General features: G+C 65.7%; 37 protein-coding genes. 33 read left to right on the top strand and 4 right to left on the bottom strand.

Annotation, left to right across the window (positions count from 1 at the left end; translation table 11 throughout):
* Window positions 1-266: 266 nt before the first annotated feature.
* From BMX37_RS02840 to BMX37_RS02815, 6 genes are read left to right on the top strand one after another with little or no spacing between them, the layout of a single operon-like run.
* Window positions 267-947, top strand: a complete 681-nt coding sequence (locus BMX37_RS02840; protein WP_212611383.1) for a hypothetical protein — start codon at window positions 267-269, stop codon at window positions 945-947.
* Complete coding sequence (locus BMX37_RS02835) at window positions 947-1,147, top strand: hypothetical protein (RefSeq protein WP_093663923.1); 201 nt, start codon at window positions 947-949, stop codon at window positions 1,145-1,147. Before BMX37_RS02840 ends, BMX37_RS02835 begins: the two co-directional genes overlap by 1 nt.
* On the top strand, window positions 1,144-1,401 hold the full coding sequence (locus BMX37_RS02830) for a hypothetical protein (protein ID WP_139197966.1): 258 nt from the start codon (window positions 1,144-1,146) through the stop codon (window positions 1,399-1,401). Before BMX37_RS02835 ends, BMX37_RS02830 begins: the two co-directional genes overlap by 4 nt.
* Window positions 1,401-1,694 (top strand): hypothetical protein, encoded by a 294-nt coding sequence (locus BMX37_RS02825; protein WP_093663921.1) that lies wholly within the window; start codon window positions 1,401-1,403, stop codon window positions 1,692-1,694. Before BMX37_RS02830 ends, BMX37_RS02825 begins: the two co-directional genes overlap by 1 nt.
* Complete coding sequence (locus BMX37_RS02820; RefSeq protein WP_093663920.1) at window positions 1,694-3,049, top strand: DNA cytosine methyltransferase; 1,356 nt, start codon at window positions 1,694-1,696, stop codon at window positions 3,047-3,049. The genes BMX37_RS02825 and BMX37_RS02820 overlap by 1 nt, the downstream gene beginning before the upstream one ends.
* On the top strand, window positions 3,046-3,237 hold the full coding sequence (locus BMX37_RS02815) for a hypothetical protein (RefSeq protein ID WP_093663919.1): 192 nt from the start codon (window positions 3,046-3,048) through the stop codon (window positions 3,235-3,237). Before BMX37_RS02820 ends, BMX37_RS02815 begins: the two co-directional genes overlap by 4 nt.
* A gap of 8 nt (window positions 3,238-3,245) precedes the next feature.
* Here the strand turns inward: BMX37_RS02815 and BMX37_RS02810 are convergent, their stop codons facing one another.
* On the bottom strand, window positions 3,246-3,458 hold the full coding sequence (locus BMX37_RS02810) for a hypothetical protein (RefSeq protein WP_093663918.1): 213 nt from the start codon (window positions 3,456-3,458) through the stop codon (window positions 3,246-3,248).
* A 113-nt stretch (window positions 3,459-3,571) separates the two neighbouring features.
* On the opposite strand from BMX37_RS02810, the gene BMX37_RS02805 reads away from it, so the two are divergent.
* From BMX37_RS02805 to BMX37_RS02795, 3 genes are all read left to right on the top strand, one after another.
* Window positions 3,572-4,321, top strand: coding sequence for a helix-turn-helix domain-containing protein (locus BMX37_RS02805; RefSeq protein WP_093663917.1), 750 nt, complete (start codon window positions 3,572-3,574; stop codon window positions 4,319-4,321).
* 58 nt (window positions 4,322-4,379) lie between these two features.
* Window positions 4,380-4,871, top strand: coding sequence for a hypothetical protein (locus BMX37_RS18645; protein WP_093663916.1), 492 nt, complete (start codon window positions 4,380-4,382; stop codon window positions 4,869-4,871).
* Window positions 4,872-5,024: 153 nt separating this feature from the next.
* Complete coding sequence (locus tag BMX37_RS02795; RefSeq protein ID WP_093663915.1) at window positions 5,025-5,732, top strand: hypothetical protein; 708 nt, start codon at window positions 5,025-5,027, stop codon at window positions 5,730-5,732.
* 179 nt (window positions 5,733-5,911) lie between these two features.
* On the opposite strand, the gene BMX37_RS18395 is transcribed toward BMX37_RS02795, so the two are convergent.
* Entirely contained in the window at window positions 5,912-6,208 is a 297-nt protein-coding gene (locus tag BMX37_RS18395; protein WP_139197962.1) for a hypothetical protein, read from the bottom strand.
* A 128-nt stretch (window positions 6,209-6,336) separates the two neighbouring features.
* On the opposite strand from BMX37_RS18395, the gene BMX37_RS18640 reads away from it, so the two are divergent.
* On the top strand, window positions 6,337-6,696 hold the full coding sequence (locus BMX37_RS18640) for an HNH endonuclease (protein ID WP_170841805.1): 360 nt from the start codon (window positions 6,337-6,339) through the stop codon (window positions 6,694-6,696).
* Between the two features lie 2 nt (window positions 6,697-6,698).
* Here the strand turns inward: BMX37_RS18640 and BMX37_RS02780 are convergent, their stop codons facing one another.
* Window positions 6,699-7,139, bottom strand: coding sequence for a hypothetical protein (locus BMX37_RS02780; RefSeq protein WP_093663913.1), 441 nt, complete (start codon window positions 7,137-7,139; stop codon window positions 6,699-6,701).
* A gap of 224 nt (window positions 7,140-7,363) precedes the next feature.
* Between BMX37_RS02780 and BMX37_RS19070 the strand changes: the two genes are divergently transcribed.
* From BMX37_RS19070 to BMX37_RS18390, 13 genes are all read left to right on the top strand, one after another.
* Entirely contained in the window at window positions 7,364-7,924 is a 561-nt protein-coding gene (locus tag BMX37_RS19070) for a hypothetical protein (protein WP_244501350.1), read from the top strand.
* Window positions 7,925-7,928: 4 nt separating this feature from the next.
* Window positions 7,929-8,900: a terminase large subunit domain-containing protein gene (locus BMX37_RS02770; RefSeq protein WP_139197960.1), complete on the top strand. Its 972-nt coding sequence runs from the start codon at window positions 7,929-7,931 to the stop codon at window positions 8,898-8,900.
* Window positions 8,901-9,051: 151 nt separating this feature from the next.
* The gene (locus tag BMX37_RS02765; protein ID WP_093663912.1) at window positions 9,052-9,273 is read left to right on the top strand and encodes a hypothetical protein; all 222 of its coding nucleotides are present in this window, start codon (window positions 9,052-9,054) and stop codon (window positions 9,271-9,273) included.
* Window positions 9,266-9,493: a transcriptional coactivator p15/PC4 family protein gene (locus tag BMX37_RS02760; RefSeq protein ID WP_170841804.1), complete on the top strand. Its 228-nt coding sequence runs from the start codon at window positions 9,266-9,268 to the stop codon at window positions 9,491-9,493. The genes BMX37_RS02765 and BMX37_RS02760 overlap by 8 nt, the downstream gene beginning before the upstream one ends.
* Before the next feature lie 6 nt (window positions 9,494-9,499).
* Complete coding sequence (locus BMX37_RS02755; RefSeq protein WP_093663910.1) at window positions 9,500-9,874, top strand: helix-turn-helix domain-containing protein; 375 nt, start codon at window positions 9,500-9,502, stop codon at window positions 9,872-9,874.
* 214 nt (window positions 9,875-10,088) lie between these two features.
* Window positions 10,089-10,802, top strand: a complete 714-nt coding sequence (locus tag BMX37_RS02750) for a phage antirepressor (RefSeq protein WP_093663909.1) — start codon at window positions 10,089-10,091, stop codon at window positions 10,800-10,802.
* Complete coding sequence (locus tag BMX37_RS02745) at window positions 10,799-10,993, top strand: hypothetical protein (RefSeq protein WP_139197958.1); 195 nt, start codon at window positions 10,799-10,801, stop codon at window positions 10,991-10,993. The genes BMX37_RS02750 and BMX37_RS02745 overlap by 4 nt, the downstream gene beginning before the upstream one ends.
* A gap of 304 nt (window positions 10,994-11,297) precedes the next feature.
* On the top strand, window positions 11,298-11,537 hold the full coding sequence (locus BMX37_RS02740; protein ID WP_093663907.1) for a hypothetical protein: 240 nt from the start codon (window positions 11,298-11,300) through the stop codon (window positions 11,535-11,537).
* Window positions 11,537-11,761, top strand: a complete 225-nt coding sequence (locus BMX37_RS02735; RefSeq protein WP_093663906.1) for a hypothetical protein — start codon at window positions 11,537-11,539, stop codon at window positions 11,759-11,761. The genes BMX37_RS02740 and BMX37_RS02735 overlap by 1 nt, the downstream gene beginning before the upstream one ends.
* A gap of 55 nt (window positions 11,762-11,816) precedes the next feature.
* On the top strand, window positions 11,817-13,040 hold the full coding sequence (locus BMX37_RS02730; RefSeq protein WP_093663905.1) for a phage major capsid protein: 1,224 nt from the start codon (window positions 11,817-11,819) through the stop codon (window positions 13,038-13,040).
* Between the two features lie 285 nt (window positions 13,041-13,325).
* The gene (locus tag BMX37_RS02725) at window positions 13,326-14,069 is read left to right on the top strand and encodes a S24/S26 family peptidase (protein WP_093663904.1); all 744 of its coding nucleotides are present in this window, start codon (window positions 13,326-13,328) and stop codon (window positions 14,067-14,069) included.
* A gap of 113 nt (window positions 14,070-14,182) precedes the next feature.
* Window positions 14,183-14,977 (top strand): DNA-processing protein DprA, encoded by a 795-nt coding sequence (locus BMX37_RS02720; RefSeq protein ID WP_212611381.1) that lies wholly within the window; start codon window positions 14,183-14,185, stop codon window positions 14,975-14,977.
* A 1-nt stretch (window position 14,978) separates the two neighbouring features.
* A complete protein-coding gene (locus BMX37_RS18390; protein ID WP_139197956.1) occupies window positions 14,979-15,623 on the top strand; it encodes a hypothetical protein in 645 nt (214 codons plus the stop codon).
* 42 nt (window positions 15,624-15,665) lie between these two features.
* Here the strand turns inward: BMX37_RS18390 and BMX37_RS02710 are convergent, their stop codons facing one another.
* Entirely contained in the window at window positions 15,666-16,160 is a 495-nt protein-coding gene (locus tag BMX37_RS02710) for a hypothetical protein (RefSeq protein ID WP_093663902.1), read from the bottom strand.
* 382 nt (window positions 16,161-16,542) lie between these two features.
* Between BMX37_RS02710 and BMX37_RS02705 the strand changes: the two genes are divergently transcribed.
* The 10 genes from BMX37_RS02705 to BMX37_RS18635 all read left to right on the top strand — a co-directional run bounded on the left by BMX37_RS02705 (window position 16,543) and on the right by BMX37_RS18635 (window position 25,542).
* Window positions 16,543-17,181 (top strand): hypothetical protein, encoded by a 639-nt coding sequence (locus BMX37_RS02705; RefSeq protein WP_139197954.1) that lies wholly within the window; start codon window positions 16,543-16,545, stop codon window positions 17,179-17,181.
* Window positions 17,178-17,372 (top strand): hypothetical protein, encoded by a 195-nt coding sequence (locus BMX37_RS02700; RefSeq protein ID WP_093663900.1) that lies wholly within the window; start codon window positions 17,178-17,180, stop codon window positions 17,370-17,372. Before BMX37_RS02705 ends, BMX37_RS02700 begins: the two co-directional genes overlap by 4 nt.
* Before the next feature lie 77 nt (window positions 17,373-17,449).
* The gene (locus BMX37_RS02695) at window positions 17,450-18,610 is read left to right on the top strand and encodes a tyrosine-type recombinase/integrase (RefSeq protein WP_093663899.1); all 1,161 of its coding nucleotides are present in this window, start codon (window positions 17,450-17,452) and stop codon (window positions 18,608-18,610) included.
* Window positions 18,611-18,785: 175 nt separating this feature from the next.
* Complete coding sequence (locus tag BMX37_RS02690; protein ID WP_212611380.1) at window positions 18,786-19,421, top strand: terminase TerL endonuclease subunit; 636 nt, start codon at window positions 18,786-18,788, stop codon at window positions 19,419-19,421.
* 12 nt (window positions 19,422-19,433) lie between these two features.
* Window positions 19,434-21,362, top strand: a complete 1,929-nt coding sequence (locus tag BMX37_RS02685) for a phage major capsid protein (RefSeq protein WP_093663898.1) — start codon at window positions 19,434-19,436, stop codon at window positions 21,360-21,362.
* A 56-nt stretch (window positions 21,363-21,418) separates the two neighbouring features.
* Entirely contained in the window at window positions 21,419-21,685 is a 267-nt protein-coding gene (locus tag BMX37_RS02680) for a hypothetical protein (protein WP_093663897.1), read from the top strand.
* A gap of 6 nt (window positions 21,686-21,691) precedes the next feature.
* Window positions 21,692-23,059, top strand: coding sequence for a phage portal protein (locus tag BMX37_RS02675; protein ID WP_093663896.1), 1,368 nt, complete (start codon window positions 21,692-21,694; stop codon window positions 23,057-23,059).
* A complete protein-coding gene (locus tag BMX37_RS02670; protein ID WP_212611379.1) occupies window positions 23,052-23,996 on the top strand; it encodes a collagen-like domain-containing protein in 945 nt (314 codons plus the stop codon). Before BMX37_RS02675 ends, BMX37_RS02670 begins: the two co-directional genes overlap by 8 nt.
* Before the next feature lie 3 nt (window positions 23,997-23,999).
* Window positions 24,000-24,296, top strand: coding sequence for a head-tail connector protein (locus BMX37_RS02665; RefSeq protein ID WP_093663895.1), 297 nt, complete (start codon window positions 24,000-24,002; stop codon window positions 24,294-24,296).
* Between the two features lie 349 nt (window positions 24,297-24,645).
* Entirely contained in the window at window positions 24,646-25,542 is an 897-nt protein-coding gene (locus BMX37_RS18635; protein WP_170841803.1) for a hypothetical protein, read from the top strand.
* The last annotated feature ends 199 nt before the right edge of the window (window positions 25,543-25,741 follow it).

Below are 25,741 nucleotides of genomic sequence, written 5' to 3'. Positions count from 1 at the left end.
GCAGGAGTTGAACAGATGGCTGGAATGATGGCGCGGGAGCCTGCTTCCGCGAACGAGAACGTGTGCCAACTTGGGTTAAGGAACGCTGCTCCTAACTGCGGTATGCTTGGAATTCGCCTGAGGTATCCTCTCGGCGCAAACTCGCCGGCTCCGCTGTGGCCCCACCTTTCAGCGGAGCCGGTGTCCTTCCGTTCGGACCGCCTTCACCGGTTCGAGCCCACGGCGCTCCCGACGCAGCTGTTCCGCCTCGGTCGATCAACCCTGGGGTGGCATCCGATCGTGGTGCCGGCGCGGGTGGCGGCATGAGCCAGAACCGCTCCACCGCAGTTATGCAGCGCCGGGTTGAGGCGCACGACAGCCTTGACGACTTCCCAACGCCACCTTGGGCAACGCGCGCCCTGTGTCGCTGGCTCGACGAACTCAGCCGTCCCCCGCTGGAGTTGATGACCTGCCGCGAGCCGGCGGCGAATCGCGGGTATATGGTCGCACCGCTCCGTGAGGCGTTCCACCACGTCGAGGCGTCGGACGTGCACGATTATGGCGCGGGCTTCCCTGTCGCCGATTTCCTCTTCCCCGGCCCCCTAGCCGAGGTCGACTGGACCATCACCAATCCCCCTTTCCGCCTGGCCGAGCAGTTCATTGCGCGAGCGATGGAGACCAGCCGCATCGGCGTAGCGATGATCGTGCGCGGCGCGTTCCTGGAAGGCGTTGGCCGGTACGAACGGTTGTTCGCAGTCAACCCGCCTTCCGACGTGCTGCAATTCTCCGAGCGCGTGGTGATGCACAAGGGCCGGCTGGCGCCGGAAGGCTCCACGGCGACCGCCTACGCGTGGCTGGTCTGGATCAAGGGCTGCGAGGACGTGACCCGCCTTCGTTGGATCGCGCCATGCCGGAAGCGGCTGGAGCGAGACACCGACTACGTCGCGCCGATGGTGGAGGCCGCATAGTGGCTGATCCTGTAGACCAGGCGAACGACTTCGCCGCCGCTGCGGCGGATCGCACCATCGCTGCCGCACGCGCGGCGGTGCGTCCCGATCCGGTCATCGGCACCTGCAACGCATGTCTGGAAGAGGACATGCCCGTGCTGACCTGTGGCGGGATGCTCCGCTGCACGGAATGTCGGGCCAAGTGGGAGAAGCGGCGGTGAGCCGGCCCGAAACCTCCGAACTCGTCGGCCGCCGCGTGAACGACGTCGCCGCGATGCTGGGCAAGAGCCGGTCGGCCGCGAAGGCGTGGTTGAACCAGAACGGCTTCCGCATCTCCGACGAGATCGTCCGGCAGCCGAAGTCGGCCAACGAACTCCAGCATGAGATCGCGACCCGCATCGCCGCGGCACCGCCCTCGGCCCCGTGCTTCCTCTGCGGCGCGGCGCGCGGCTGCGAACATCGGGAGCGCATGTGATGCAAGGACCTGTCACCGGTTCCTCAAACGAGGAACAACGTGCCACGCTGGCAAGCCCGGTCGTGCGGATGGTCGGACTGGAGCGCGCTGCCGAACTACTCGGCAAGGGCGGTCAAAAGGAAGTGGCCGACGCCATCGGCATATCCTCCCGCGGGCTTCGGTACAAGACGGATGGCCGTAGCCCGATCGACGGCACCGATCTGGTCTTCACGGCCAAGCTGCTGAACGCGCGCTCTGCCGCCCTGGCTGAACACGCCCGCAAGCTGCGCGAAGCGGCGGGGGTGGTGGCGTGATGCGCTATCTTGACGTCTGCGCAGGCATCAGCGCCAGCACGGTAGCGTGGAAGCCGCTCGGCTGGGAGGCTTCGGCGTACAGCGAGATCGAAGCCGCGCCGCGCGCGATCCTCGCGCACCACTATCCGGACACGCCGCTGCACGGCGACTTCACCACCATCCAGGGCGACGAATATGGGCCAATTGACCTTCTTGTCGGAGGCACCCCCTGCCAGGACTTCAGCGTCGCCGGCCTGCGAGCGGGACTGGATGGCGACCGTGGCAACCTCAGCCTTGAGTTTCTCCGGCTTGCTGATCGCACACGGCCCCGCTGGCTGGTGTGGGAGAACGTCCCCGGCGTCCTGTCCATCAACGGAGGACGGGCATTTGGCGCCATCCTCGGAGGGCTGGGGCAACTCGGGTATGGGTTCGCCTACCGAGTTCTGGACGCTCAGTTCTTTGGAGTTCCACAGCGGCGCCGTCGCGTGTTCGTTGTCGGATATCTTGGAGACTGGCGACGTGCCGCTGCGGTACTTTTTGAGCGCCACAGCCTGTCGGGGCATTCTGCGCCGCGCCGAGAAGCGCGGGAGGGAGTTGCCGACCGCGCTCCATTCGGCCCTGGAGAGTCGAGCAGCGGTGCCGGACGGACGGCCAACGGGAGGCCCCCCGACCAGGCATTCGGCGGTGGAGCAAACTGTCATCCCACCGATGTAGCTACCGCCGTCGCCGCCCATTCAGGTGGCCGCTACGACCTCGACTGCGAAACCTTCGTCGCTGAGCAAGCTGCTACTCTCGCGGCTGGCGGGAACGTGACTGGCGGCAATCGCTATCCGGGCATGTCGGCGGAGACGGCCGGTACAATGCTTGTCGCCCACGCGCTGCGCGGCGAAGGCTTTGACGCCAGCGAAGATGGCACGGGGCGTGGTACGCCGTTGGTGCCGGTGCCGTTCGACACGACGCAGATCACCAGCGCGGCGAACTATAGCAACCCCAAGTCGGGCGACCCATGCCATCCGCTCGCGCGCGGGATGCACCCGCCGGCCGTGGCGTTCACGGCCAGTGAACAAGCGAACAGCTTCGCATGGGAACGCGACATCTATCCTACGCTGAACGCACAGATTCCGAACGACAGCAGCAACATCCAGCAGGGTATACGCCTCGGCTCTGCCGTCCGCCGCCTCACTCCCCGCGAGTGCGAGCGCCTCCAAGGTTTCCCCGACGACTACACGCTGGCCCCGCATCGAGGAAAGCCGATGGCTGACGGACCCCGCTACAAGGCTCTGGGCAACTCCATGGCCGTTCCTGTCATGCGGTGGATCGGCGAGCGGATCGCGGCGGTGGACGCGCTGTCCGCGCCCGGGAGCATCGCAGCATGAGCGGCGAGCGCATCCACCACGTCATCCGCATCGGGAGCGTCGGCGCGACCGGGCGCGAGGCAAAGGACCGCGCCACCTCTGATCGCGTTATCGCGACCGCCCGCCCCGGCTATTACGTCGGTCGCTGGATCGTCCGTGACCACGACGCCACTTTGACAGGCCTGTGCGGGCCTTGGGGGCGCGTGTGAGCAGACCTCTACAATCCCGCACAACTCCGCAGCGCTTGCACCTCGATTGCAGGATTTCCGGTTGGAAACTGCTGAGCAGTTTCAAGGAGGTCGCCAAGAGCCTCTTCCATTGCAGCCGTTACCTCCGGCTGGTCATCACCGATCGCGGCAACGATCGTAGCAACTACCTTGCCGATGCTGAGCAGGTACTGCTGATTGAAGCGGGCAGCGTAGTTCGGCATCCGAGACATCCTTTTCCATTCGAGCAGAAGCAAAGTCCGCCCTCGCCTACTAAGACGATCGGCGAGAAAGGTCTCTGTGAAAGCCGGCACCTTCTTCCGGGCACGGCACGATCATGAGCGTCCGCATCATGACGGCGGTGTGGAGCATCGCCCTGCCCGACAGCGAGAAGATCGTGCTTCTCGCGCTGGCGGACTGTGCCAACGACGAGGGGCTGTGCTGGCCCTCCATGGCCACCTTAGCAGCCAAGTGCAGCAAGAGTGACAGGACCGTTCAGGCGGCGATCAAGTCCCTGGTCGCGGCGGGGCAAATGAGCCGGCAGGAGGTCCCCGGCCGGGGCTGCCGCTACATCATCCACCCCACCCCCGCAGCGGCTTCACCCCCGAAGCCGCTGCGGGGCGAAGCCGCTTCACCCCCGAAGGGAACGACGCCGACCCCCGAAGCCGCTTCGGACAAACCGTCAAGAACCATCACCTCTCCGGAGGCTTCGCCTCCTACGAGGCGCACGCGCCAAGCCGACCCCAAGGCCCAGCCTACCCGCATGCCTGATGACTGGAAGCCAATTCGCTTCGCCGACGGCACCGTGGCGCGGGAGATCGTCGATCGCCGCGGACGGGAATGGGGCCGCGCCGCGCTGGAGAGCTTCCGCAACTGGGCCGCAAACGCGGATGACCGGGTCGGCCGCAAGCGTGACTGGCAACGAGCATGGGCAAACTGGATCATCGAACAGGACAATCGAGATGGACGACGCACTGGGACACGAGCCGACGGCATGGGAGGAAACGGGCGCGGTCATTCGGCAAGCGGTATGGGACGCACGGTCGACGCTGGCCAACGCTGGCTCCAACGTCGCCAGGCGGGCTGATGACGCCGAGTTCATCTCGATCCTGACACCGTGCCTCAATCTTGTCGCACCGGTCGGCATGGACGTGGACACGCAGGACGCATGGCTGGAAGCCGCCACGATCGTGCTGGCGGACGTGCCGGCCGACCTCCTGCGAAAGGGGGCCGCTGTGGCCATGAAGTCGGCCGACCACCATTCCAAGGTCGTGCCGGCGATCATGGCCGAGGTGCAACGGCTGCGCGCCAACGACTTGCATGTCGCGCGCGTCTGGCAAGGTGCCGACAATCGGCCCGAAGCCCTGCCCGCGCCTGGCAGCGAGCGTCCGAATGCGGCCGAGCTGGACGAAATCTGCAAGCGGTTCAGCGTTGGACGCTACGCCAACAACCGCGCCGCTACGTCGTCGCCGCATGCACCAGCGCAAGTGCCGACCAACGCCGATCCCGACCGGCCCTGCCGCGCGCCGACCGCGGAGGATTACAAGCGCTTGTTCGGGATCGACCCTGAGGAAGAGCGGCGCAAGGGTGAGGCGATGCGCGCTGCCGCTGCGGCTCCGCACTCGGATGCCGCATGATATGCTCAAGCGCGAGTTCGCGTGTCTCTGCGGCTACCGATCACCCCAGCAAGAAACCTGCTGCGGTCAACCGATGTACCCGGTCGGGCAGCGTCCCTGGGTAATCATGTTCCACAAGTGTTCTATATACGATCAGGTGAGCGGGAGTTGATAATGGGGCGGGCTAGCGGCGGCATTGCTGACCAGGCGACGAACCGGTGGTGCATCCTGCGGACCTCAGGCGGACGGACACTGGCGCTGGCCGATTTCCTGATCGCGGCAGGGCTGGAGGCGTGGACGCCGCGCAAGACGTTCAAGCGGGACAAGCCGGGGCGCTGTCGGCTGATCGACGGGCGCAAGCCAACGGTGGAGATTGCCGCGGCGATCCTGCCGACCTTCGTGTTCGCCAGGGCGCGGCACCTGCCAGCGCTGGCCGATATGCTCGCCGATCCTGCCAGCCTGCACCCACCGTTCTCCATTTTCCGCCACGCCGGCCGCATTCCGGAAGTCGGGTCGGCCGAGGTGCAGGGTTTGCGCAACGAGGAAGCCGCCGCCGCCGAGCTGCTCCGCCAGCGCCGTGATGCGGAGAGCCGGGCCGAGGCAGATGCGGTGCGGATCGCCGCAATTAAGAGCGAGGAAGCGCGCCGCCGGGCGATCCGGCAGGCGGAGCATGAGCGGCGCATGGCATTGCGCAAGGAGGTGCGGACGCTCAGCGCTGGCGATCAGGTCGACGTGACCCAGATGCCCTCCCTCGCCGGGCTGGTGGGCACGGTGGTGGAGGGCTACGGCAACTGCGCGCTGGTCAGCTTCGGTGGCGCGCTCGCGATGAAGATCGAGGCTTGGCGATTGTCGCCCCATGATGTAGATAGCGTGGCAGCCTGAGAGGGCACCGCCGCCATAGCGGCATCGGGGCTAGATGATCTGGGACGTAGGCGCCTTGCACTCCCCACTACCAACCACCGGAGCGGTGCGCTCCGGGCGGTGTCCGAAGGCATCCTCAAATCTACTACGGTGAGCCAGATTAGCGGCTAGCCCGTTCCTTGCCTGAGGAACGGCATGGCTCACTCCTCGGGTCGGTCATAGATGTCGGGGAGTTCCTCGTCACCGCGAGATCTGGCCACGTGGACCTGCTCGACACAGAGTTCGTTCGCCCATGCGAGCCCGGCCGCCTCGGCAGCCTCATAAGTTGCGTAAGGCTGGCCACCGGTGATCGAAACCGACTCTGTGACGTCGCTGTCGCCGCACTTCATGAGAGCCGATCCGGCCAACTCAAATCTGCCATCGCTTGTCGTCTGGATCTGGATGCAATCGCATGTTTCAGAAGCGACTTCGCCTTCCGGTAGTCGAATGATCTCCATACAACCTCCTGCCGTTGTCGTGATCAACGGTATGCAGAATATTTTGATCCACCACCACGGCCCCGCCCGTGCCTCCATGCTGATCGCTGAGGGTGAGAGGATCGCACGGGCGATTTGGCGGGTGTTCCGTGGGTAAGCTGAAGGCGATCGGCAGCAACCTGTCGTCGCTCTCACCGCGCCTCGGCTCGCTGGAGCCGGCAGCGCGTACCGTCGACCAGCAGCGGACGCTCTTCGCCCCCTGGCGCAAGTGGTACAACACGACCCGCTGGCGTGCCTTGCGCATGGCCATCCTGACCCGTGACCGCTTCACCTGCCAGTGGCCCGGATGCGGCTACATGACCGCCGACACGTCACAGCTGGTCGCTGACCACAAGCGCCCGCACCGCGGTGACGAGGTGCTTTTCTGGGACGAGCGCAACCTTCAGACCCTGTGCAAGCCCTGCCACGACCGGAAGAAGCAGGCTGCCGAACGCGGCGCATCTGCGTAGAGTTACTCAGCTTGGGGCTGACTTACCTGATTGGAGAAGAGGTCAGGTATCGGCTCAGCGCGATCGTCCTCGATAACGCGGGAACAGCCAGCGTAATGGTAGTCTGGAGAGGCAAGCAGTTTCACCGCGCCCGCCATCGACAGGAAGCATAGACACCACAGTACGACCTCGCCCGCCGATCCTTTGACTGAGAAGCCTAATCCGGCAAACTCGATCGGATCGGAGGGTTGGCGGAACAGCGCCACAATAATGAAGGATGCAAGGCTCATAAACGGCAAGCCCAGAACGACTTTCCAGTTGGAAAGGACGAAATCGGTGGCGACGCAATCATAGCGGCTCACCCAAAGGCCCCAGAAGAGCCCCGCCAGCACCATCATGCTGATTATCGCTAGCGCAATTAAGAGCCAGCGCCGGTAGCGATCATCGTTGCTGTCTGTAGCCACGGAGCGACACCCCCTGCGATCCTTCGCAGAATGATTTACACCGACCCTGTTGGCAAGGGACGTGTGTGAATCCGCCTTTCGGGTCCTCTCCCACCCCACGCGCCGGGGGGGGGTGTCGGAAAGTCCGCTGACCCGCCGCCTTCTACACCGGTCCGCCCGCCACGCAGAGATTTTTTCCTCCCGATTGTCGGAGGTGCGAACTTTCGGCCGGGAGGGCCTTGCTTATGGCCAACCGGAAAACCGAGGCGGAATGGGACCGCATCGAGCTTGAATACTTGGCCGGCGACGTTTCGGTCCGGGAAATAGCTGACCGGTACAGTATTTCTGACACGGCTATTCGGAAGCGCGCCAAGGCACAGGGCTGGGTTCGCGCGGTTCGCAGGCTCCCACCGGTGCGAACTTCGGAAGCCGCGGCACCGCGCGCGCCCGCCGAGCCGCAGCCGGTCCCGGAATCGGCTGTCATCGCCGAGCGCGGGCGCGGGCTGGTCGCTAGGATGCTGGACGAACTCGACGCCACCACGACGCATCAGGGCGAGTTGGAGGACATGATCGAGAACGAGACGGCCGACGATCGTGACAGCAAGCGCCGCGACGGCATGTTGGCAGCGCTCAGTTTAGGCGGCCGGGCCAAGACGCTGAAGGAATTGGCCACCGCGTTCAAGACGATCAACGAGGCATCGGCGCCGCAGGGCAAAAAGGCGGCCGCGCAGGACCGGGCGCGCGAGGTGGCGGGCGGCAGCCGGTTCCGCCCGGTCGGTCCGCCCAACCTCACCGCGGTAAAGTAGGAGCGTGCCGGAGCCCACCTGGTCGACGGCATGCCTCGACTGGAAACGTCGCATCCGCGAGCGCCGGTCGCTGATCCCTTTCAGGCCGCTGTTTCCGGCATCTGCCGAGCAGAAAATGGCGGTGTTCACGTCCCTGCGGATCGTGGACCTGCCCGGCCAGCCGACGTTCGGTGAGGCGAGCGACGAATGGCTGCTGGACTTCGCCGCGGCAGTGTTCGGCGCGTTCGATCCCGAGACGGCGCAGCAGGTCATCAAGGAATACCTGCTGCTCATCTCGAAGAAGAACACGAAGTCGACCCTGGCGGCCGGCATCATGCTCACCGAACTGGCGTGCGGCTTTCGCGCCTATGACCGCAACCTGATCCTCGCTCCAACCAAGGAGGTCGCCGGCAACAGCTTCGATCCCGCGGTGGGCATGATCGAAGCAGATGAGGAACTGAAGGACCTTCTCCACCACCAGGATCACCTGAAGCTCATCACGCACCGCGAGATGAAGTCGACGCTGAAGGTGCTGGCGGCTGACAGCGCGACGGTCGCAGGGACGAAAGCCAGCCGGGTGTTGGTGGACGAACTGTGGCTGTTCGGCGAGATGGCAAACGCCGATTCCATGCTGAAGGAGGCGACGGGCGGACAGGTGTCGCGGCCCGAAGGGTACACGATCTATCTGACCACACAGTCGGACAAGCCCCCGGCCGGCGTGTTCAAATCGAAGCTCGCCCTGTTCCGCGACATCCGCGACGGCAAGGTTATCGACAAGCGCAAGCTGCCGGTGTTGTACGAGTACCCAGAAGAGATGGTCGCCAAGGGCGAACACCTCGACCGGGCCAACTTCTACGTCACCAACCCGAACATGGGCCGTTCCGTCACGCAGGAGTGGCTGGAGGACAAGGCGGCCGAGGCCGATCTGGATGCCGATGGGCCGAAGGCAGTATTTTACGCCAAAGAAACCAACATAGCCAAGGCGGCGGCTAAATAGCGCTGTAGAAACAAGTACTTAAGGCCCGTTTCCGACCCTCGGAGCGGGCCTTTTTCTCGCCCGGTCGACTTACGCGGCGACCCTCAACAAACGGCGGAAATCCGCCACTTTCGCGGACGCTCGGGCGCGTCCGTGACGCAAGGAGTGACGCATGAGTGACGCACAGAACGACTATGCGGCGGACCTACTCTACGGGGCTGATGCCATCGCCGCACACCTCCAGTTGACCAAGCGGCAGGTGCTGCATCTGCATGAGAAGGGCGAGCTTCCGACCTTCAAGGCTGGCCGGACTGTCTGCGCCCGCCGGTCCACCCTGGCGAAGCACTTCGCCGCACAGGAAGCCGCCGCCGCAGGGGACCGGGCCAATGGCTGACCCCGACGCGATCCCTGTCGCCACGATCCGCAAGAACAGCCGGGAAGAGGTACGCGTGTCCGTCGCCACCTATCACGGGACGCGGTTCGTGGACGTGCGGACCTATGTAGACGGCAAGGGCGCCGACCGCGTGCCGACGCCCAAGGGCATCGTCCTGCGACCCGACGCCATTCCGGCGCTGGTGGAGGCATTGGGAGCCGCCGTCCGCGCGGCCGACTGATCGAGCATGGCCCGGCTGATGGCGAATGGCCGCAATCGCCATACGCGGCATATTCGGCTGGATCACGCCATGCTGGCGTGCCCGGCCTTTCGAGACCTGAGCGGCGGCGCGGTCAAGGTGCTGCTCCACCTCGCCAGCCTCGACAACGGGAAGAACAACGGCGCGATCGTCCTCTCTGTCCGGCAAGCTGCCGAGGCGACGGGCCTAACGAAAAACCCGGCCGCGCGCGCCTTGGCCGAATTGACGGATGCCGGCTTCATCGTGCCCACATCGGTCGGGGCCTTCAGTGTGAAGGTTGGTCCGGCGGCATCGACATGGCGGCTGACTTGGGTGGCGTGGCCAGGCCGATCGGGGCCGAGCATGGATTACCTGACCCGCTGATCGGCCACCCTACACTGGTAACTGTTATGTGTCCCTCTGACGGGACCGTTCATAATTCGGCCTCTCTCGTGGAGCGGTCCCGCCAGCGGGACCGTGAGGCGCAACATTGTTGCCAATTGTCCCGTGAGCGGGACCGTGCGGTCCCTCCAGCGGGACCGAGGAAAAATCTCGACACCGTGCCCCGCCGCTGGCGAGGGCCAACATGGAGCATCCCATGAACGCGATCGTGCCATTTCAATTCGAGACGCGCCCTGTCCGGATAGAGGACCGGGGCGGACAGCCGTGGTTTGTCGCGGCGGACGTGTGTGCCGCGCTCGACATCGCCAATCACCGCGACGCGCTGGCTCGCTTGGATGATGACGAAAGGGGGTCGGTAGTAGTCGACACCCTTGGGGGTCCACAGTCTGCCGCCGCCATCAACGAGAGTGGCCTATACGCGCTCATCCTGCGCAGCCGAAAGGCGGCAGCGAAACGCTTCCGCAAATGGGTGACAGCCGAGGTGTTGCCCTCGATCCGCAGAACCGGCGGCTACGGCTTGGCGACCGCAGCGCCGAATCTTGATGACAACGCCACGCTTCGCGCGCTTCTCATGGGCCGTATGGATCGCCTGGATGGGCTTCAGCCAAAGGCGGACGCACTCGACCGGCTGACTGATGCTCGCGGCGCGATCAATGTGACCGAGGCGTCCAAGGTGCTGAAGATGGGCCGGGACGACCTGTTCAAGCACATGCACGCGATCCACTGGATCTATCGGCAACAGGCGTCGGGCCGCTGGCAGTGCTTCTCCGACAAAGAGCGTTCGGGGCTGGTGGAGCAACGAACCACCCGCATCCCGTCACCGAACGGGCCGGACAAGATCGGATCCACTGTGATGGTCACGCCCAAGGGGCTGGCGAAGCTGGCCGAGATGATGGGACCGCGGGCATGATGGCCAGCGACAAAGCCCTGCAAGCTGACCTGATCGCCCTGGCCAGCGCCCGCACAGATGACGCGTTGTGGGCGACGGCATCGCTGCTCGCTGCGGCTTCCGTGCTGCTCGGACAGGCCATGGGCGACCACGAGGCCGGCGAAGCGATCCTCGCCACCGTGCGCGCCGCAGTGAGCCGCGCACGCCACTGACCCCCGGGGGGGGTGTTCGAAAGTGCCCGGAGCCGTCGTCCTCTACACCGGTCCGCCCACCACGCAGAGATTTTTTCCTCCCTGATCGGGGGAGGTGCGAACTTTGGCGCGCACTTTCGACTTGCTGCGAACCAGTGCGAACCTCGCCAACACTGACCCGACCGCCCGGAAACGGCTGAATACTGCCGTTCTTCTATCCATCCACCATGCGCCGACAGGTTCGCAGTGGTTCGCGAAAGTTCGCACCGGTGCGAACTTGGCGGCCCGGTGCGAACTTTCGTGCGAACTTTGACCGGAGAGAGCCATGACACCCGACGAACAAGCCGAGATCGTTGCGCTTCAGCGTCAGATGCACGCCTATTTCGACAGCCTGACCGTTGCCGGCATCAATCCCGCGATCATCGCCACGGCGGCGCTGACCGCCGCGTCTGAGCGGGTGCTGGTCGCCAGTACCCCGACACAGACGGCGGCATGGCTGCGCGGCCAGGCGCTGGCGATCGAGAAGTTCGGTGCTGAGATGCTGCGCGAGTTGAGCAAGGGCTGATGTCCACCCGCGCCGACCGGCAGCGCAAGTATCGCCAGCGGCAGAATGAGGGGGTGGCAGTCTATCGCGTGCCGGCCAATTACGACATTCTCGACGCACTGATTACAGATGGCCGGATCACCGAACAGGAGGCGCTCAACAAGCAAGAGGTGGAGCGCGCCCTTGCCCGCGTCGTTGTTGAATGGGCGTTCAACTTTTTCGTTACGCATAACGCCGCGCGCTGATCCAGCGCTGTATCACGGTTCCCGAAATGTTCGACCATCACAGGAACCTTAACTCATGCGCAAACTGACCATGCTTTCCGGCGGGGCGGCGCTGCTTGGAGCCATGACCCCGGCCGAGCGGGCCAAGGGCCGTTACATGCGCGGCCCAGACCACCCGTTCCCGGCAATCCAAAGCAAGTCCGCAACCGAAATCGGCAACGAACTACGCGACTGGTTCACCAGCAAGTTCACCGGCTCCGAAACCAAGGCCGCGGAACTGATGGCGCGGATCGAGGAACTGGAACAGCGCGCCGATCGCCCGCGCGGTTCGGGCGGCGGGTTCGTGGACACCTACGGGGCACAGGTTGCGGCGTCGTCGGAACTGAAGGCGCTTCAGGATGGGCGCTACCGCCCCGGCCTCGGCGCACGCATCGAACTGAAGGCGATCACGACTGTCGGCGGCTCAGGCGGCGGCTTGATCTATCGGGACCAGGATCGCGAAATTGCCAGCGCGCCGCGCCGACTGATCCGGGTCCGCGACTTGCTGACCGTTATCCCGACCACCAGCGGGTCGATCGACTATGCGCAACAGACGCTGCGCACCAACAACGCGCGTCCGGTCGCGGAAGGGACGCAGAAACCCTACAGCGAATATGGCTGGACGAAGGTCAACACGCCGGTGCGGACCATCGCGCACCTGTCCAAGCTGACCCGGCAGGCTGCCGACGACGCGGCGCAGCTGCAAGGCGAGGTCGACACGGAAATGCGCTATGGCCTCCAACTGGCGGAGGACGTGCAAATCCTGTCCGGTGACGGCACCGGGGAGAACCTGACTGGGATGTTGACGGTCGCGACCGCGTTTGCCGTGCCGGCCGGCATGGCGATTACGAACCCGACACGGATTGACCGGATCGGGCAGGCTATCGCGCAACTCGCCCTGGCCGAGTTCGTGCCCGATGGCATCATCCTCAACCCGCTCGACTGGTGGATGATTAAGCTGCTGAAGGACGCGGCCGGAGGATACATCTCCCTCGACCCGATCAACGGCAAGGTCGGGGAGTCCGAGGCTCCGACACTCTTCGGTTTGCCGGTCGCTGTCACCACGGCCATGCCGGCCGGCAGCTTCTCAGTCGGCGCTTATCGGCGGCAGAAGCTCTACGATCGCCTTGCCCCGGAGGTGCTGATTTCCTCGGAGAACGCGGACGACTTCGAGAAGAACCTGCTGACAATGCGCTGCGAAGAGCGTGTCGCCCTGGCGAACCGCTACCCGGCTGCGATCATCAAGGGCACCTTCGGCTAACCGGATCGGCCGGCGCTGCTCCCCAGCCCGGCCGGCATCCCGCCCACCTTTCTGAGGCCGACGCGGCGCGGCCGACAACGACAAGTCCGATGCCTGGGCGGGGCCGCGCGGCGGCAAGGGAGGCTCAATCGGACAGCGCCGCACCAGAGTTACCGGGATGCCCGCCCGGCCATCGAGGGCGACGCGACGCGCCCAACAACGGGAAGCCTGATGCCTGGGCGGGTCCGCTTTGCGGGGATCTAGGCTCAATCGGGCAACGCCGCTCCAATTCAATGAGGTGGTCACATGGGTAAGGTGCTTCGGGCGGTGGCTGTCATCGCGGTCACAGCCGCCATTGCCGCCTACGCACCCCAACTCGGCTTGGCGTTTCTGCACGCCTTCGGATCGGCGGCGGTCGCTGGCAGTGCGGCGGCCCTGGCCGCTGGCGCTGCTGTGGGTGCGGTCCTTTCCGTGGCGGCGGCAGTTGCCGTCAGCGCTTTCGCGCCCCGTCCACACACCAGCACCGCGCCGGGGCAACAGCCATCACGCGGCCAGCCGATGGAGCAAGGCGGGTTCGGCTTCCGCTATCCCGCTGACCCCACGGGGCAGACCTTGCCGGCGATCCGGGAGCCTTGGTGGCGCGATGACGTGTTTCTGCCGTGGGGCCAGCGGGCGGTCTGTCCCGTGCGCGGGACCTGTATGCGGCCCGTCATGCCGGATAGTGCCAGATGGGTTGTGATTGATCGCTTCGCGCCGATTCGCGCGGGCGACCTGTTCCTGTTCCGCCCCGACGACCTCGTCGACTATATGAGGGCAGCGGGCGGCGATCCTCGCGTTTCAGGTTTGGTCAAGCGGCTGGTCGGCGTCGACCCGGAGCGGCGGGTGGTAGTGTACGAAACGACGAACCCGCCGAACCGGATGGAAACTGGACTGGACCGGGTGCTGCATGCCTACCGCGTCACGTCCTGGCACACGAGCTGGTGGGCGGCGGTGAAGGCGAAGCGGTGTTGCAACCGGCTTAAAAAGGCGGGCGACTTGATCCGACCTTAGCGTGTCGCCGTCTCACCTTTGTGAAACTACCCCGCCGGCCCAGCGCTTTTCCGGCAGTGGTTGCCAACTTGGCAGTGCCGAGTATCGTGTCATCTGTGCTTGAAAGGCGAATCATGGAGGCGGAGTCGGATCGGCCGCGCCGGCCATCGCGACCGGTAACACGCCCCGCGATCAGCGGCGGCAGTCGAGGGCTGCGCTACGTCCCGCCTGCCGAGGTGTTCGCCTATCCCCTGACCGGCCTACTCGCGATAAGCGGTCGGGAAGCGCTTGCCGATCGCCAGATGGACATGCTTGCGTCCGTCACCGCGTCGGATGAAGGCGGACGGGCGCAGGTGTTTTACGCCGGTGACGCGCACCTGATTGAGCGACGCTGCGTTGCCGTAATCGGCGCGCGGAAGGCGAGCGACATGGGGCGGCGGCGTGCGCGGCAACTCGGACGGCAGCTTGCCGAGGCCGGCATTGTCGTCGTGTCAGGCCTCGCGGAAGGCATCGACACCGAGGCTCTGTCCGGTGCCATGGAAGCCGGTGGGAAGGTAATCGCGGTGATCGGCACCCCCATCGATCAGGCTTACCCGGCAAAGAACAAGACGCTTCAAGAAGCCATCTACCGCGATCACCTGCTCATTTCGCAATTTGCTTCCGGCTCGCGCGTGTTCCCCTCCAACTTCCCGGCTCGCAATCGCACCATGGCAGCGTTGAGCGACGCCAGCGTGGTAATCGAGGCATCGGACACGTCCGGCACTCTCCACCAGGCGGCGGAGTGCCAACGACTTGGCCGATGGCTGGTGATCGCGCGCAGCGTCGCGGACGATCCAGGGCTATCGTGGCCCGCCAAGTTCATCGACAAACCTCGCACCCTGATCTTGGAGAGCACCCCTCAGCTGCTCGCAGCGATCTACGGCGGCTAGTGTGAGGGTGCACTCGGTCTGCGGCTATCCCGGCAACAGTGCGGCGTGGGCGAACAATTGGGAGCCAGAACACTGGCGGGCCCGCAATCTCGTCAAAGGCGTCAAGCGCGAGCCCTTCAACGGCTACGCAGAATGGGTTCGTCGGCCGGGGAACACGCGGGTTAGGCAATACTCCGACGCCGCAGGGCAGCGCCTCGCGCTTCAAGTCGCAGGCTCTAGGCTTGTTGACCTGATCGATGCCGCTGGCATTACGCACGCCACCATCGTGCCCGTACCATCATCGCAGACAATCGCGTCCGGCGGTGACTTTACCGGCGCGCGATTGGCGGCAGCGCTGCAAGCCCGCCGGCCAAATCTAATTGCCGCGCCGGTTCTCCACTTCGATCAACCCCAGCCAAGAGCGCATGAGGGTGTCGGCGAACGACGGTGGCACATGATCCTGCCGCACCTGCGCGGCGGCGCGGGCCTTGGCGGGCGCATCCTGCTGCTTGACGACGTGATGACCGGCGGCGGTCATTTGCGAGCCTGCCGGCGTTTTCTGGCGGGCTTAGGGCATGAGGTCGATCACGCCTTCGTGGTTGGCCGAACGGTGTGGGACCGGCCCGCGGGCATGTTCACGATCCCGGCGGAAACTCTCGCTTACTAAGCGAACGGCAGCGCAAGTTCCTCCGCAATGGAGGGGACATGACTATTGCGGTCGCGGATACCCACCATAGGGAAGAGCGTGCCCTGCCCGCTTCTCTCTATCGGTTGGAGGGACAAAGAGGCGTGGGTCGCTGCCCTGGGGGCGACAGCCGAACGCTTGGAACAGGGCTGGTCCATCAGGTATCCGCCGATGAGCCGAAACCATGTCGCGTTGGATAGCTAGGCAGCGGCGGTCGTTTGCCTCGCTGTCAGCAGTGGCGTTGTTGAGCATCGGGGTAGCGATGACCGAAGCCGCTACTGCAAGCAGAAGCGCAAGAGCGATCATGTACTTTGCATCCCTGTCACCGAAGTAGATCAACCCCCAATAACCAGCGAAGACGACACCTGCGACGAATAAGCCAAACAACTGCAAGACGTCAGGAGGAGTGAAGCGCAGCAGGGGGCCGGCGAGTGCGTAGCTGATGAGGATGGCCATGCCGTATCCCCACCAGTGGCGCTTAACCAACGCCTCCCGGGCTTCATCGATGTTGTTGGCCATCCGGTTATCTGGCCGCGAACCGCTGCCTGTGTCGAGCGGCAAATCCGGCGCGCGTACAACGCAAGTTTCCCTCCCTTGGCGGGGAGGGGCTTGCAACCGTGTCAGAATAGGGCATGTTGTCCGTGGGTGTGGAAACCCGGACTAGAGATAGCGATCAACCCGGTTGGCGCCGGCCTTGATCGTGAAGGACAGGTTTGGCGACCGGTCCCGCGTGAGCGCTTGGCGGCGCTCCGACTTCGGCTTCGTAGCCGGGGGCGGCGCGTCATGTCCAGCGCGAAAGCGTAAAAGCCGTCGACCTGTCTCTCTAGCAGGTTTCCACCCCCCGGCGACCGCCCGACGCGGTCAACGGCTGTGGAAAGCCGTCCGACTAGAGAGACGAGACATGCACCTACACCATGAGGCATCCCCGCCCCGCATATCGCGGCCGGTGGGCACCCTGGCCCCGTTCGGCCAGTCCCTCGACCCTGCCGGCCGCCTGGCGCAATTCATGCGCTGCGTGGCCGATTTCGAGCGCGACGAAATGGAGGCGGCGGTTGATGGGCTGATAGCCCTAATGGACGCCCGCGACGGCGACGCGGACCTTGAGCCGACCGGCGACGAAATGGACGCGGCTTGGCCTGAGGGTCGGCAGCAAGGCGCGCAGACACCCATGGCGATCGGTTTCGACCATGCCATGGCGCATGAAGATGCGGAGGACTGCGGCGACCTGCGCGACGCCAGCTTTCCCGAATGGCGACCATGGCAACCAGCCACCCCGCGCATGGAAGCAGGAATGTCGTCGGCGCTCGGGCACGAGGATGCGGAGGATTGCGACAGCGATCGATGCGTAGCCGGCGACGATCACATGATCGCCGGGCCGGTAGCGCAACGCGACTGGTGGGAACGGTACGATCAGCACAGCGGCGCAATGCCGGGCGGCGATGACGATCAGGAGCGACCCTGCCCACCAGCTTGGCAGATCAACCAGACGCTGCCCCTCATGGTGACAGCGGCCAACGACTGGCAGGATTATGCCGCGTGACCCCCGGCGACAAAGACCGCATCCACGACAGTGCCGTGGCCTGTCGTCAGGTTGCCGAGTTGCTGGATACCGTGGTCGACGCGCTCGATAGAACGGTGGCCAGAGACATGGGCCAGCTGATCGACAGTCTGGCCGGGATCGGCCGGCTCGCCCGGTACACGGCGGAGCGGCTTGAGGCTGTCGCCGCCTGACAACCTGCCCCGCCGGCCCTTTTTTGGTGTTTTCCGAAAAAGTCGGCCGGCGGGGCCTTTCACATGGAGAAGAGACTATGGCGAGCGTCAAAAAGCGCGAGGGCTATGGCTATGAGGTTCGCTACATCGACCCGGCGACCGGCAAGCGTCCCAGCAAGACGTTCCAGCTGAAGAAGGACGCGGAGGCGTACAAGCGGAAGGTAGAACGCGAGATTGAGGATGGAGTGCATGTCGGCCGCGCTTCGACAAAGACGGTCAACGAGGTGTGTGCCGAGTTCCTGGCCGATTGCGAGGTGCGACGGCGGGACGGACGAATAGGCGAAGGGCATAGCCGCCGGCATGACATGGTGTGTCGGCGGTACATCGGACCCGCGTTCGGGACCACGGCCGCGCGCGACCTCACCGTGCGGCAGGTCTCCGACCTCTACGCCTCGATGATTGGCGGCGGAGTCCACCCTCGATCGGCAAAGCAATACCTGAGCACGCTGCAGCTTGTGGAGAAGTTCGCCCGAAAGCACGGTTATCTAAAAGCTCAGCCCGTGGCCGACGCGATGATGGACCTGCGCGGCATCCCTGCGTTCAAGGTGGAGACGTTCGCGCCGGCGGAGGTAACGCACCTGCTTGCAGCCGTGCACAAGCGCATCCATGGCCGCCGCCGCCGCTCGACCGCGTTCATGGCGTGCTGCATCTCGCTGGCTGCGCTGTGTGGCCTTCGGGTTGGGGAAGTTCTCGGGCTGAAAGCCTCCAACCTCGACCTGGATCGGCGCGTGCTTCGGGTGCGCCACAACCTGACGGCTTATCGCGAATTGAAGGGGCCAAAGACGGCGGCGGGCATCCGTGACGTGCCGATCCCAGAACCGGTTGCGGCGGAGCTGATCCGCTGGCGCGACGACTTGTCGGTGGCGAACGACGGCGGCTACTTTTTTACAAGGGAGGACGGGCGCCCCTACGAGTACGGGGCCGTTCATGAGAGTTGGAAACGCCTGCTGGTGCGCGAGGCCCTGCCCCCCCGGCACTTCCATGCACTGCGCCACTTCTACGCAAGTTGGCTCCTGCGGCACGGGATGCCGGTTGCTGACGTGTCGAAGATGATCGGCCATAGCAGCCACGACATGACGCTCCGGGTCTATACTCACGCCTTGCTTGAGAGCGACGAAGCGATCAGCCAAGTCGACCGGATCGCGGGACTTCTGCCGGCAAATGACGCATCAAAATGCCTCAGCGTGACGCAAGGATGACGCAAACACCCTCAAATCATTGAAGATTTGACGTTTCTCTTTCTACGCCAAGCACCTGAACATCGAGATCGGCGTTGGTCTGCGGCACGATGCGTGGGTAGGCAGCCTCTACTGGCAGAAGGCGCGTGCCAAGCCGGAGATCTGGGACGGCTCGCTGGAGCAGTTCCTTGCGATCGTGGAAGTGGCGGTCGCCGGCGTCGACGGCGGCGGACTGGATGACCTGTTCGGCTTGGCGTTGATCGGCCGGCTGCGCTCCGATCCGACCCAGTGGCTGATGTGGAACCGGGCCTGGGCGCAGGATGATGTGTGGGAGCGCCGGAAAGATATCGTCAGTCGGCTGGACGACTTCCGCAAGGGCGGGACCGTGGTTCGCTGCGCCGAACCGACGCAGGACATCATGGAGATCGCTGACCTGCTGGAGCAGGTGAAGGACGCCGGCCTGTTTCCTGCCTCGGCAGCGATCGGTCTCGATGCGCAGAACATCGCCGCGCTGGTCGATGAACTCGCCAGGCGAGGCTTCACGGCGGAGCAGATGGTCGCGGTCCAGCAGGGCTTTCGCCTGACCGGCGCGATCAAGGGCACCGAGCGCAAGCTGAAGGACGGCACGCTGATCCATGCCGGCCAGGCGCTAATGGACTGGTGCGTGGGGAACGCCAAGGCCGAGGCTCGCGGCAATGCGGTCCTCATCACCAAGCAGGTGTCCGGTTCGGCCAAGATCGATCCGCTCGTCGCCGGCTTCAACGCCGTGGTGCTGATGAGCCGAAACCCAGAGGCGGAAGGCAGCTTCGACGCTGGCGCCATGATCGTCTGAGGAGGCGTAGCAGTGCAGATCATCCACAAGGCCACCGCCCGCGCGGCTGGCGACAATCCTTACGTCTTCGTCATGTCGGACGCGACGCGGGACCGGTACGGCGACATCATCGAGCCGGCAGGCTGGAAGCTGGCCGCGTTCAAATCCAACCCCGTGGCCCTTTTCGGACACGACAGCACTCTCCCGATCGGCGCCTGGAAGAACGTGCGTGTCGAGAACGGCGCGCTGCTGGGCGAACTGGAGTTCCTTAACGCCGGTCTGTCGCCGCGTGTCGATGAAATCCGCGCGTTCGTGGAATCGCGCATGCTCCGCGCCGTGTCTGTTGGCTTTCGCGGTCTCAAGGCCGAGCCGATCGCCAACGGTGGACTGCGCTACACCGAAAGCGAGCTGGTGGAATGCTCCGTGGTGAGCATCCCTGCGAATCCCAACGCTCTTCAGGTGGCGAAGAGCCTCAACCTTTCCCGCGACGCCCAGCGGCTGATCTTTGGCGAGACTGCCGACGAGATCACCCCCGCTGGACGGAGCGCCTTCGGCGAGCCCGCCGTGATCCCCTCCAGTCTCAGGACCAAGAGCATGACGACCCTCTCCGAGCGTATCGAAAGCGCGCAGACCGAACTGACGCAGCTGCGCGGCAACCTCCAGACCACCATCGACAATGGCGGTGACATCGACACCATCACCGGCGAGATCGAGCAGAAGGACGCCGCACTGGCCTCCCTCCGTCGCGCCGAAGCGGCCCTCGCCGGCACGACCGAGCAGGGCGGCAACCAGACCGTGGTGACGCCCCCCGCCCCCGCGCAGCAGCGCGCGGCCGAGCCGCGTCGCCCGTTCGCGGTTGCCGCTCGCAAGGTCGAGCCGGTCGACCACATTTTCCGGTCCATGGTGGTCGGTCTGCTGGCGCACGCGCGGCACCAGAGCCACACCGACGCGCTGAAGATGGCATATGGCGAGGACGTCTCGACCAAGGCCGTGATGGACGTGCTGCTGCGCTCCGCCACCGTGCCGGCGGATACCGTCACCCCGGCTTGGGCCGGCGCGCTGGTCGAAACGGCTGTTGGCGACTTCTTCGACCTGTTGCTGCCGACCTCCATCTACCCGCGCCTGGCGGAGATCGGTGGCCGGTTCGGCTTCGGTCGCGCGGGCAAGGTCAGCCTGCCGTCGCGGTCCGCCACGCCGACCGTCGCCGGTTCGTTCGTCGGCGAAGGCGCGCCCATTCCCGTGCGCCAGGCCGGGTTCGTCAGCACGACGATCACGCCAAAGAAGATGGCGGTCATCACCACCATGACGCGCGAGATTACGGAGCACTCCACTCCGCAGATCGAGCAGATCCTGCGCGAGGCGATCCAGGAGGATACCAGTATCGCGCTGGATGTCGTGCTGCTCGACGCCAACGCCGCAACCACGGTGCGTCCGGCGGGCATCCGCAACGGCGCATCCACGGCGGCCGGCACGGCGGGCGGTGGCATGGCGGCGCTGGTCGCAGACGCCAAGGGCATGCTGACCGACCTGACCACGGCGACGAATGGCAACCTGCGTCGGCCGGTGTGGCTGATGAACCCGACGCAGGCGATCAGCGCCGGGCTGATCCAGGACGCGTCGGGCGCCTTCCCGTTCAAGGTGGAGATCGCGGCCGGCAACTTCATGGGCTACCCGGCGCTGATCTCGTCCACAGTGCCGGCGGGCGTGCTCGTCCTGGTCGATGCGGCCGACTTCATGTCGGCGGTGGGCGACGTTCCGCGCTTCGACGTGAGCGACCAGACGGTGCTGCACATGGAAGACACCGCACCGGCCCAGATCGGCGCGGCCGGCGCGCTTCCGACCGGTGGTTCGGTCCGCTCCATGTTCCAGACCGACAGCCTCGCGCTGCGGATGATCATGGACGTCAGCTGGGCGATGCGTCGCGCCGGCACCGTCGTGGTCCGCACCGCGGTCACTTGGTAACCCCCGCCGGCCGGGTGCCCTGCCCGGCCGGTCCCTCGTGAAGAAGGATCAGGCACATGCCTACCCCGCAAGAACTGCTCGAACAGTCCCGCAAGGACCTGGAAGAGCAAAACAAGGCCGCGCTGGAGCGGACCGAGAACGTGCGTCCGACGCCGACGCAGGACGAGGTCGACCTCGCCAAGCTGGCCACGCCGACGCTGGAAACGCTCGACGGCAAGGAAGACCACGGTGCGCCCGACGAGAAGTCGGTCGAGGCCGGCGGCGCTGCCGAGTATCGCACCCGCGCCAGCCGCGCGCGCAAGCCCGCCGTTCCGGCGGAGTAACCACTGGTGGGGATCCTTTCCAAGATGCTCTCGGCTGTCGGCCTGTCCGGCACGACCGAGAAGGCTGGCGAGGGTCCCTATCACCTGCCCGTGACCGGCGGCTGGCTGCCCGCTGGCGCGCCGCTCAACTGGTGGCAGACCGGCATGGACGTGTCGTCCGGCGGCAGGTCGTCCATGGTCGAGGCGTGCGTGTCCGCCTATGCTCAGACGGTCGCCATGTGCCCCGGCAATCACTGGCGGTTCGCGCCGGACAAGGGCCGTGAGCGGGTCGCCACGTCGGCACTGGCGCGGATCATCCGCTATCCCAACGATTACCAGTCCATTTCGGATTTCCTGCTCAACGCGGTGCGTAACCTGCTGGATGATGGCAACGCCTATGCGCTTGTCGTGCGCAACAACCGTTTCGAGCCGACCGAGCTTCACCTGATGGACCCGCGCGCATCGGCGCCGCAACTCGCGGTCGACGGCAGTGTGTTCTATCACCTGGCCGGGAACCCCATTGTGGACAGGCGCATCGGGCCTAACATCGTCGTGCCAGCGCGTGACGTGCTGCACCTGCGCCTCCACACGCCGCGTCATCCGTTGATTGGGGAGTCACCCCTCACCGCTGCCGCGCTCCAGATCGCCGCAGGCGACGCCGCGCTGAGGCAGCAGGTCAACTTCTTCGTCAACCAATCGCGGCCCTCCTACATACTGGTCACCGACCAGCTGCTGAAGAAGGAGCAGGCGGATCAGCTGCGTGAACTCTGGAACGAGCAGGCCAAGGGTATGAACGCGGGCGGGGTTCCGATCCTGTCCGGCGGGCTGAAGCCTCAGCCGATCGGCGTCAGCGCGAAGGATTCTATGCTCGCCGACATCCTGAAGCTGTCGGATCAGGCGATCGCCAACGTCTACCGTGTGCCGCTCCAGATCCTCGGCATCGGCGACACGCCCTATGCCTCGACCGAAGCGCTGATGGGCAGTTGGCGCGCAGGTGGTCTCGGCTTCCTGTTCAACCACATAGAGGAGGATTTCGGCCTCCTGTTCAACCTGGCCGGCCAGCCGGATGAGTATCTGGAGTTCGACATGAGCGCGCTGATGCGTCCGGACTTCAAGGACCGGGTGGAGGCGTGGTCGATCGGTGTGAAAGGCGGCATTTTCGACCGGAACACTGCGCGGGCCGACTTCGAACAGGCTCCGGTCGAAGGTGGGGGCGAGCCGTGGGTTCAGCAGCAGGACGTGCCGCTGAGCGTCGCGGCGAAGCTGGCGAAAGAACCACCCGCCCCTTCTGCCCCAGCCGTACCGCCTCAGCCGGATCCGGACGTTGACGATGAGGCGAAGCGCGCAGTGGCCGCGCAATACGGCAAAGACCTGCGGGAGGCGCTGAATGCTTGATACGCGAGCGCTTGCCGCGGTCACGGCCGAGATCGTGCGCGAGCATCTAGACTCGGCGCTGGCGCCTCTCCGCGCGGAGAACGTCGCCCTGCTCGCCCGGATCGAAGCCCTTGAAGGTCGCCAGCCGGAACGCGGCGAGGCAGGCTCGCAAGGCGAGCGCGGTCTGCCTGGCGCCGATGGCCGTGATGGTGTCGGCATGGCCGGGGCGCTGATTGATCGCGCCGGCAACCTCGTTCTGACCCTCACCGATGGCACGGTGCGGGAACTGGGCGTGGTCGTCGGTCGCGATGGCGTTGACGGCGCGCCGGGAGAGCCGGGCGCACGCGGGGCGCCGGGTAGCGCAGGGTCCGACGGACGTGACGGCCGGGACGGCACCGATGGAAAGGATGGCGCCAACGGCGAACCGGGCCGGGACGGGTCGAACGGCGTCGACGGAAAGGACGGAGCGCCCGGTCGCGACGGCGCTGATGGCGCTGATGGCGCGGCAGGCCACGATGGCGGCGACGGGAAAGATGGTCGCGATGGCATCGACGGCGCAGCGGGGCGCGACGGTGTGCACGGCGAGAATGGCCGCGACGGTGCGGACGGTCGTGACGCCTATGCCGGTGAAGCGCGCGGGCTGTTCGACCCGGAAGCGAGCTACCGCGCGATGGACGTCGTGGCGTCGAACGGTTGCGAGTGGCGCGCGAAACGCGATGTGTCGGGCGAGGTGCCCGGCGCAAGCGACGCGTGGATGCTGTCCGCCAGCCGCGGCAAGCGCGGTGCACCCGGAGAGCAGGGCAAACCGGGACGGGACGGTGCGGACGGGAAGCCGGGCGCCTCTCCGATCGCGGCAAAGATGGACCATCAGACCATGATCCTGTCCATCGCGCGTGATGACGGCGAGGTGTTCAGTGTCGACTTCGGTGAAGCCGCCGAAGCGATCCGGAGCGCTTGAGCTATGGCGGAACCGGTCAGCGTTGCCCAGCTTGAGGTGCAGCTGCGTTTGGCTGTTGGGGGCTCCGGCGAGGAGGCGTCTCTTGCCGCTCTTATCGTGGCGGCCCGCCGGGCGGTCGAGAATTTTCTTGATCGTTCGGTCGTGGGTGATGATGCTTCGTTGTCTGCGGACGATCTGCTTGTGGCAGCTTTGGCCATTCTGATGCTTGCCGCTCACCTGTATGAGAATCGCGATGGGGGTGATGGCCTGCCGGGCGTTGTTGGGGTGCTTCTGTGGCCCCTGCGCCGGTGGTCGGTATGATTCGTGTGTGTTTGGCGGGGCGGGTTCAGCGTGTCGTGGTTGTTGGGCGTGCGTGCGTCATTGCTCTGGCGGGCGGCGGCTCGGTTGCTTGGTCCGCGGTTGGGGTGGGCTTTGTCGGCGTGGTGGGTGCGGTGCCGGGCCGTGCGGGGCTGGTGATCGCTGGGGTGGCCGTCGCTGCTCTGCCGGCGTTCGTGCTGCTGTGGTGTCGGGGCGATGTCGCGTTTGGCGTGCGGTTTGTGCTGGTATGTTGGGTTGGTTGCGGGTGGTTGTGTGCCGTCGTTTTGGTGCTGGTTGTCGGAGGCCGGGCTGTTCTTGGTATGGGTGCTGTCCTGGAGTTGGTGTTGTGGGCTTGTCCTTTCGCTTGAAGGTGTGCGTGCTGGGCGGCTTGGGCGGTGGCCTGGGGGTGCTGCGGTTCGTTGCGGGTCTGGCGGTGGTGCTGGGGGGGGCGGTGCTTGGCGTTGCTGCGTTTGCTGGCGCCTGGGTGGTGGCCGCGGCCGGGTTGGCTGGCGTCGTGTCGGACTTGGTGGGCGTTGGGATGGTGCTGCGCGGTCGGCGGGTGCGGGTTCAGCTCGTGGTCGAGGTGAGGGTTTCGGTTGGGTTGTTGGGTTGGGTCGGCACCTGGGTTGCGTTGGGGCCGGATTTGGGCTTCGTTTCCGTGGGCGCCGAGCTGTTTCTGGGGCTGGGCTTGGGGGGCATCAAGGGGGATGTGCTGGCGGATGTTGCGGCCGGGCTGGTCGTCGAGGTCGATCCGGTGGGTGCCCGTGTTGCTCGGCCGGGTGCCACGCTCGCCGCGTTCGTGTGCGTGTTGCTGGTGCTGGCGGATCTGGGGGCGGTGGTTGCGGCGGTTTCGTACGTCCACGTCTGCGTGGGCGCGTTCGTTCTCGTTGGGAGCGGCGAGCGGGTGGGCGTTGCGTTGGTGGGGGCCTCTTGGTCGGCCCGTTGTTGCGGGGAGCGGGTGCTGTTCGGGCCCTGGTTGTGGTTGGCCTGCTTGGGGGCGGGCGGTTGCGCTGTTGAGTGTTTGTGCGGGGGTTTCTTTTGTGGCGGGTGCGCTGCCGGGATTTCCGGGGGCTCGCGGTTCTGGGGTGGGTTCGTGTCCGCGCTGGGGTGTTGGTGCGCGTGCGTGGGCCGTGGTGCTGCGTGCTTGGTTTGGTGGTTCGCCTTGTTGGTCTGGTTGCAGGCGGCCGCGTCGGCTTGGGCGTGGGCATGTGCGTGTCGCTGCTCGGCTCCGGCGCCGGGTTGGTGGTGAGCGGCCTGGCGGACTGTTTCGCGCTGACCCAGTTGTTCGGGGTCAGCTTTGTGTCGCTGGTGTGTGCGCCGGGGGCTGGGGTGTGGGTGCCGCCCTCGGAACGCCCCGGCCGGCGGTGTGCGTTCCTCGCGGGTTTGAGGGTTGCGGGCGCGATCAGGGTTTGCATTTTGTGGGTTCCGTGTTCGGGGAGGGGTGTGGG

It is taken from the genome of Sphingomonas gellani (assembly GCF_900110035.1).
Lineage (GTDB): Bacteria > Pseudomonadota > Alphaproteobacteria > Sphingomonadales > Sphingomonadaceae > Sphingomonas > Sphingomonas gellani.
Note: the sequence above shows the minus strand (reverse complement) of the source record. Positions and strands in the feature narration are given on the sequence as shown.

Bases quoted from the DNA above. Each gene is read 5' to 3' on its own strand.
- BMX37_RS02665 (WP_093663895.1), top strand. From the start codon at position 24,000: ATGGCGGAACCGGTCAGCGTTGCCCAGCTTGAGGTGCAGCTGCGTTTG.
- BMX37_RS02755 (WP_093663910.1), top strand. From the start codon at position 9,500: ATGGCCCGGCTGATGGCGAATGGCCGCAATCGCCATACGCGGCATATT.
- BMX37_RS02730 (WP_093663905.1), top strand. From the start codon at position 11,817: ATGCGCAAACTGACCATGCTTTCCGGCGGGGCGGCGCTGCTTGGAGCC.
- BMX37_RS02695 (WP_093663899.1), top strand. From the start codon at position 17,450: ATGGCGAGCGTCAAAAAGCGCGAGGGCTATGGCTATGAGGTTCGCTAC.
- BMX37_RS02725 (WP_093663904.1), top strand. From the start codon at position 13,326: ATGGGTAAGGTGCTTCGGGCGGTGGCTGTCATCGCGGTCACAGCCGCC.
- BMX37_RS02815 (WP_093663919.1), top strand. From the start codon at position 3,046: ATGAGCGGCGAGCGCATCCACCACGTCATCCGCATCGGGAGCGTCGGC.
- BMX37_RS02795 (WP_093663915.1), top strand. From the start codon at position 5,025: ATGGGGCGGGCTAGCGGCGGCATTGCTGACCAGGCGACGAACCGGTGG.
- BMX37_RS02680 (WP_093663897.1), top strand. From the start codon at position 21,419: ATGCCTACCCCGCAAGAACTGCTCGAACAGTCCCGCAAGGACCTGGAA.
- BMX37_RS02750 (WP_093663909.1), top strand. From the start codon at position 10,089: ATGAACGCGATCGTGCCATTTCAATTCGAGACGCGCCCTGTCCGGATA.
- BMX37_RS19070 (WP_244501350.1), top strand. From the start codon at position 7,364: ATGGCCAACCGGAAAACCGAGGCGGAATGGGACCGCATCGAGCTTGAA.
- BMX37_RS02740 (WP_093663907.1), top strand. From the start codon at position 11,298: ATGACACCCGACGAACAAGCCGAGATCGTTGCGCTTCAGCGTCAGATG.
- BMX37_RS02760 (WP_170841804.1), top strand. From the start codon at position 9,266: ATGGCTGACCCCGACGCGATCCCTGTCGCCACGATCCGCAAGAACAGC.
- BMX37_RS02735 (WP_093663906.1), top strand. From the start codon at position 11,537: ATGTCCACCCGCGCCGACCGGCAGCGCAAGTATCGCCAGCGGCAGAAT.
- BMX37_RS02705 (WP_139197954.1), top strand. From the start codon at position 16,543: ATGCACCTACACCATGAGGCATCCCCGCCCCGCATATCGCGGCCGGTG.
- BMX37_RS02765 (WP_093663912.1), top strand. From the start codon at position 9,052: ATGAGTGACGCACAGAACGACTATGCGGCGGACCTACTCTACGGGGCT.
- BMX37_RS18395 (WP_139197962.1), bottom strand. From the start codon at position 6,208: ATGGAGATCATTCGACTACCGGAAGGCGAAGTCGCTTCTGAAACATGC.
- BMX37_RS02745 (WP_139197958.1), top strand. From the start codon at position 10,799: ATGATGGCCAGCGACAAAGCCCTGCAAGCTGACCTGATCGCCCTGGCC.
- BMX37_RS02710 (WP_093663902.1), bottom strand. From the start codon at position 16,160: ATGGCCAACAACATCGATGAAGCCCGGGAGGCGTTGGTTAAGCGCCAC.
- BMX37_RS02720 (WP_212611381.1), top strand. From the start codon at position 14,183: ATGGAGGCGGAGTCGGATCGGCCGCGCCGGCCATCGCGACCGGTAACA.
- BMX37_RS18645 (WP_093663916.1), top strand. From the start codon at position 4,380: ATGGACGTGGACACGCAGGACGCATGGCTGGAAGCCGCCACGATCGTG.
- BMX37_RS02825 (WP_093663921.1), top strand. From the start codon at position 1,401: ATGCAAGGACCTGTCACCGGTTCCTCAAACGAGGAACAACGTGCCACG.
- BMX37_RS02820 (WP_093663920.1), top strand. From the start codon at position 1,694: ATGCGCTATCTTGACGTCTGCGCAGGCATCAGCGCCAGCACGGTAGCG.
- BMX37_RS02810 (WP_093663918.1), bottom strand. From the start codon at position 3,458: ATGCCGAACTACGCTGCCCGCTTCAATCAGCAGTACCTGCTCAGCATC.
- BMX37_RS02805 (WP_093663917.1), top strand. From the start codon at position 3,572: ATGAGCGTCCGCATCATGACGGCGGTGTGGAGCATCGCCCTGCCCGAC.
- BMX37_RS02670 (WP_212611379.1), top strand. From the start codon at position 23,052: ATGCTTGATACGCGAGCGCTTGCCGCGGTCACGGCCGAGATCGTGCGC.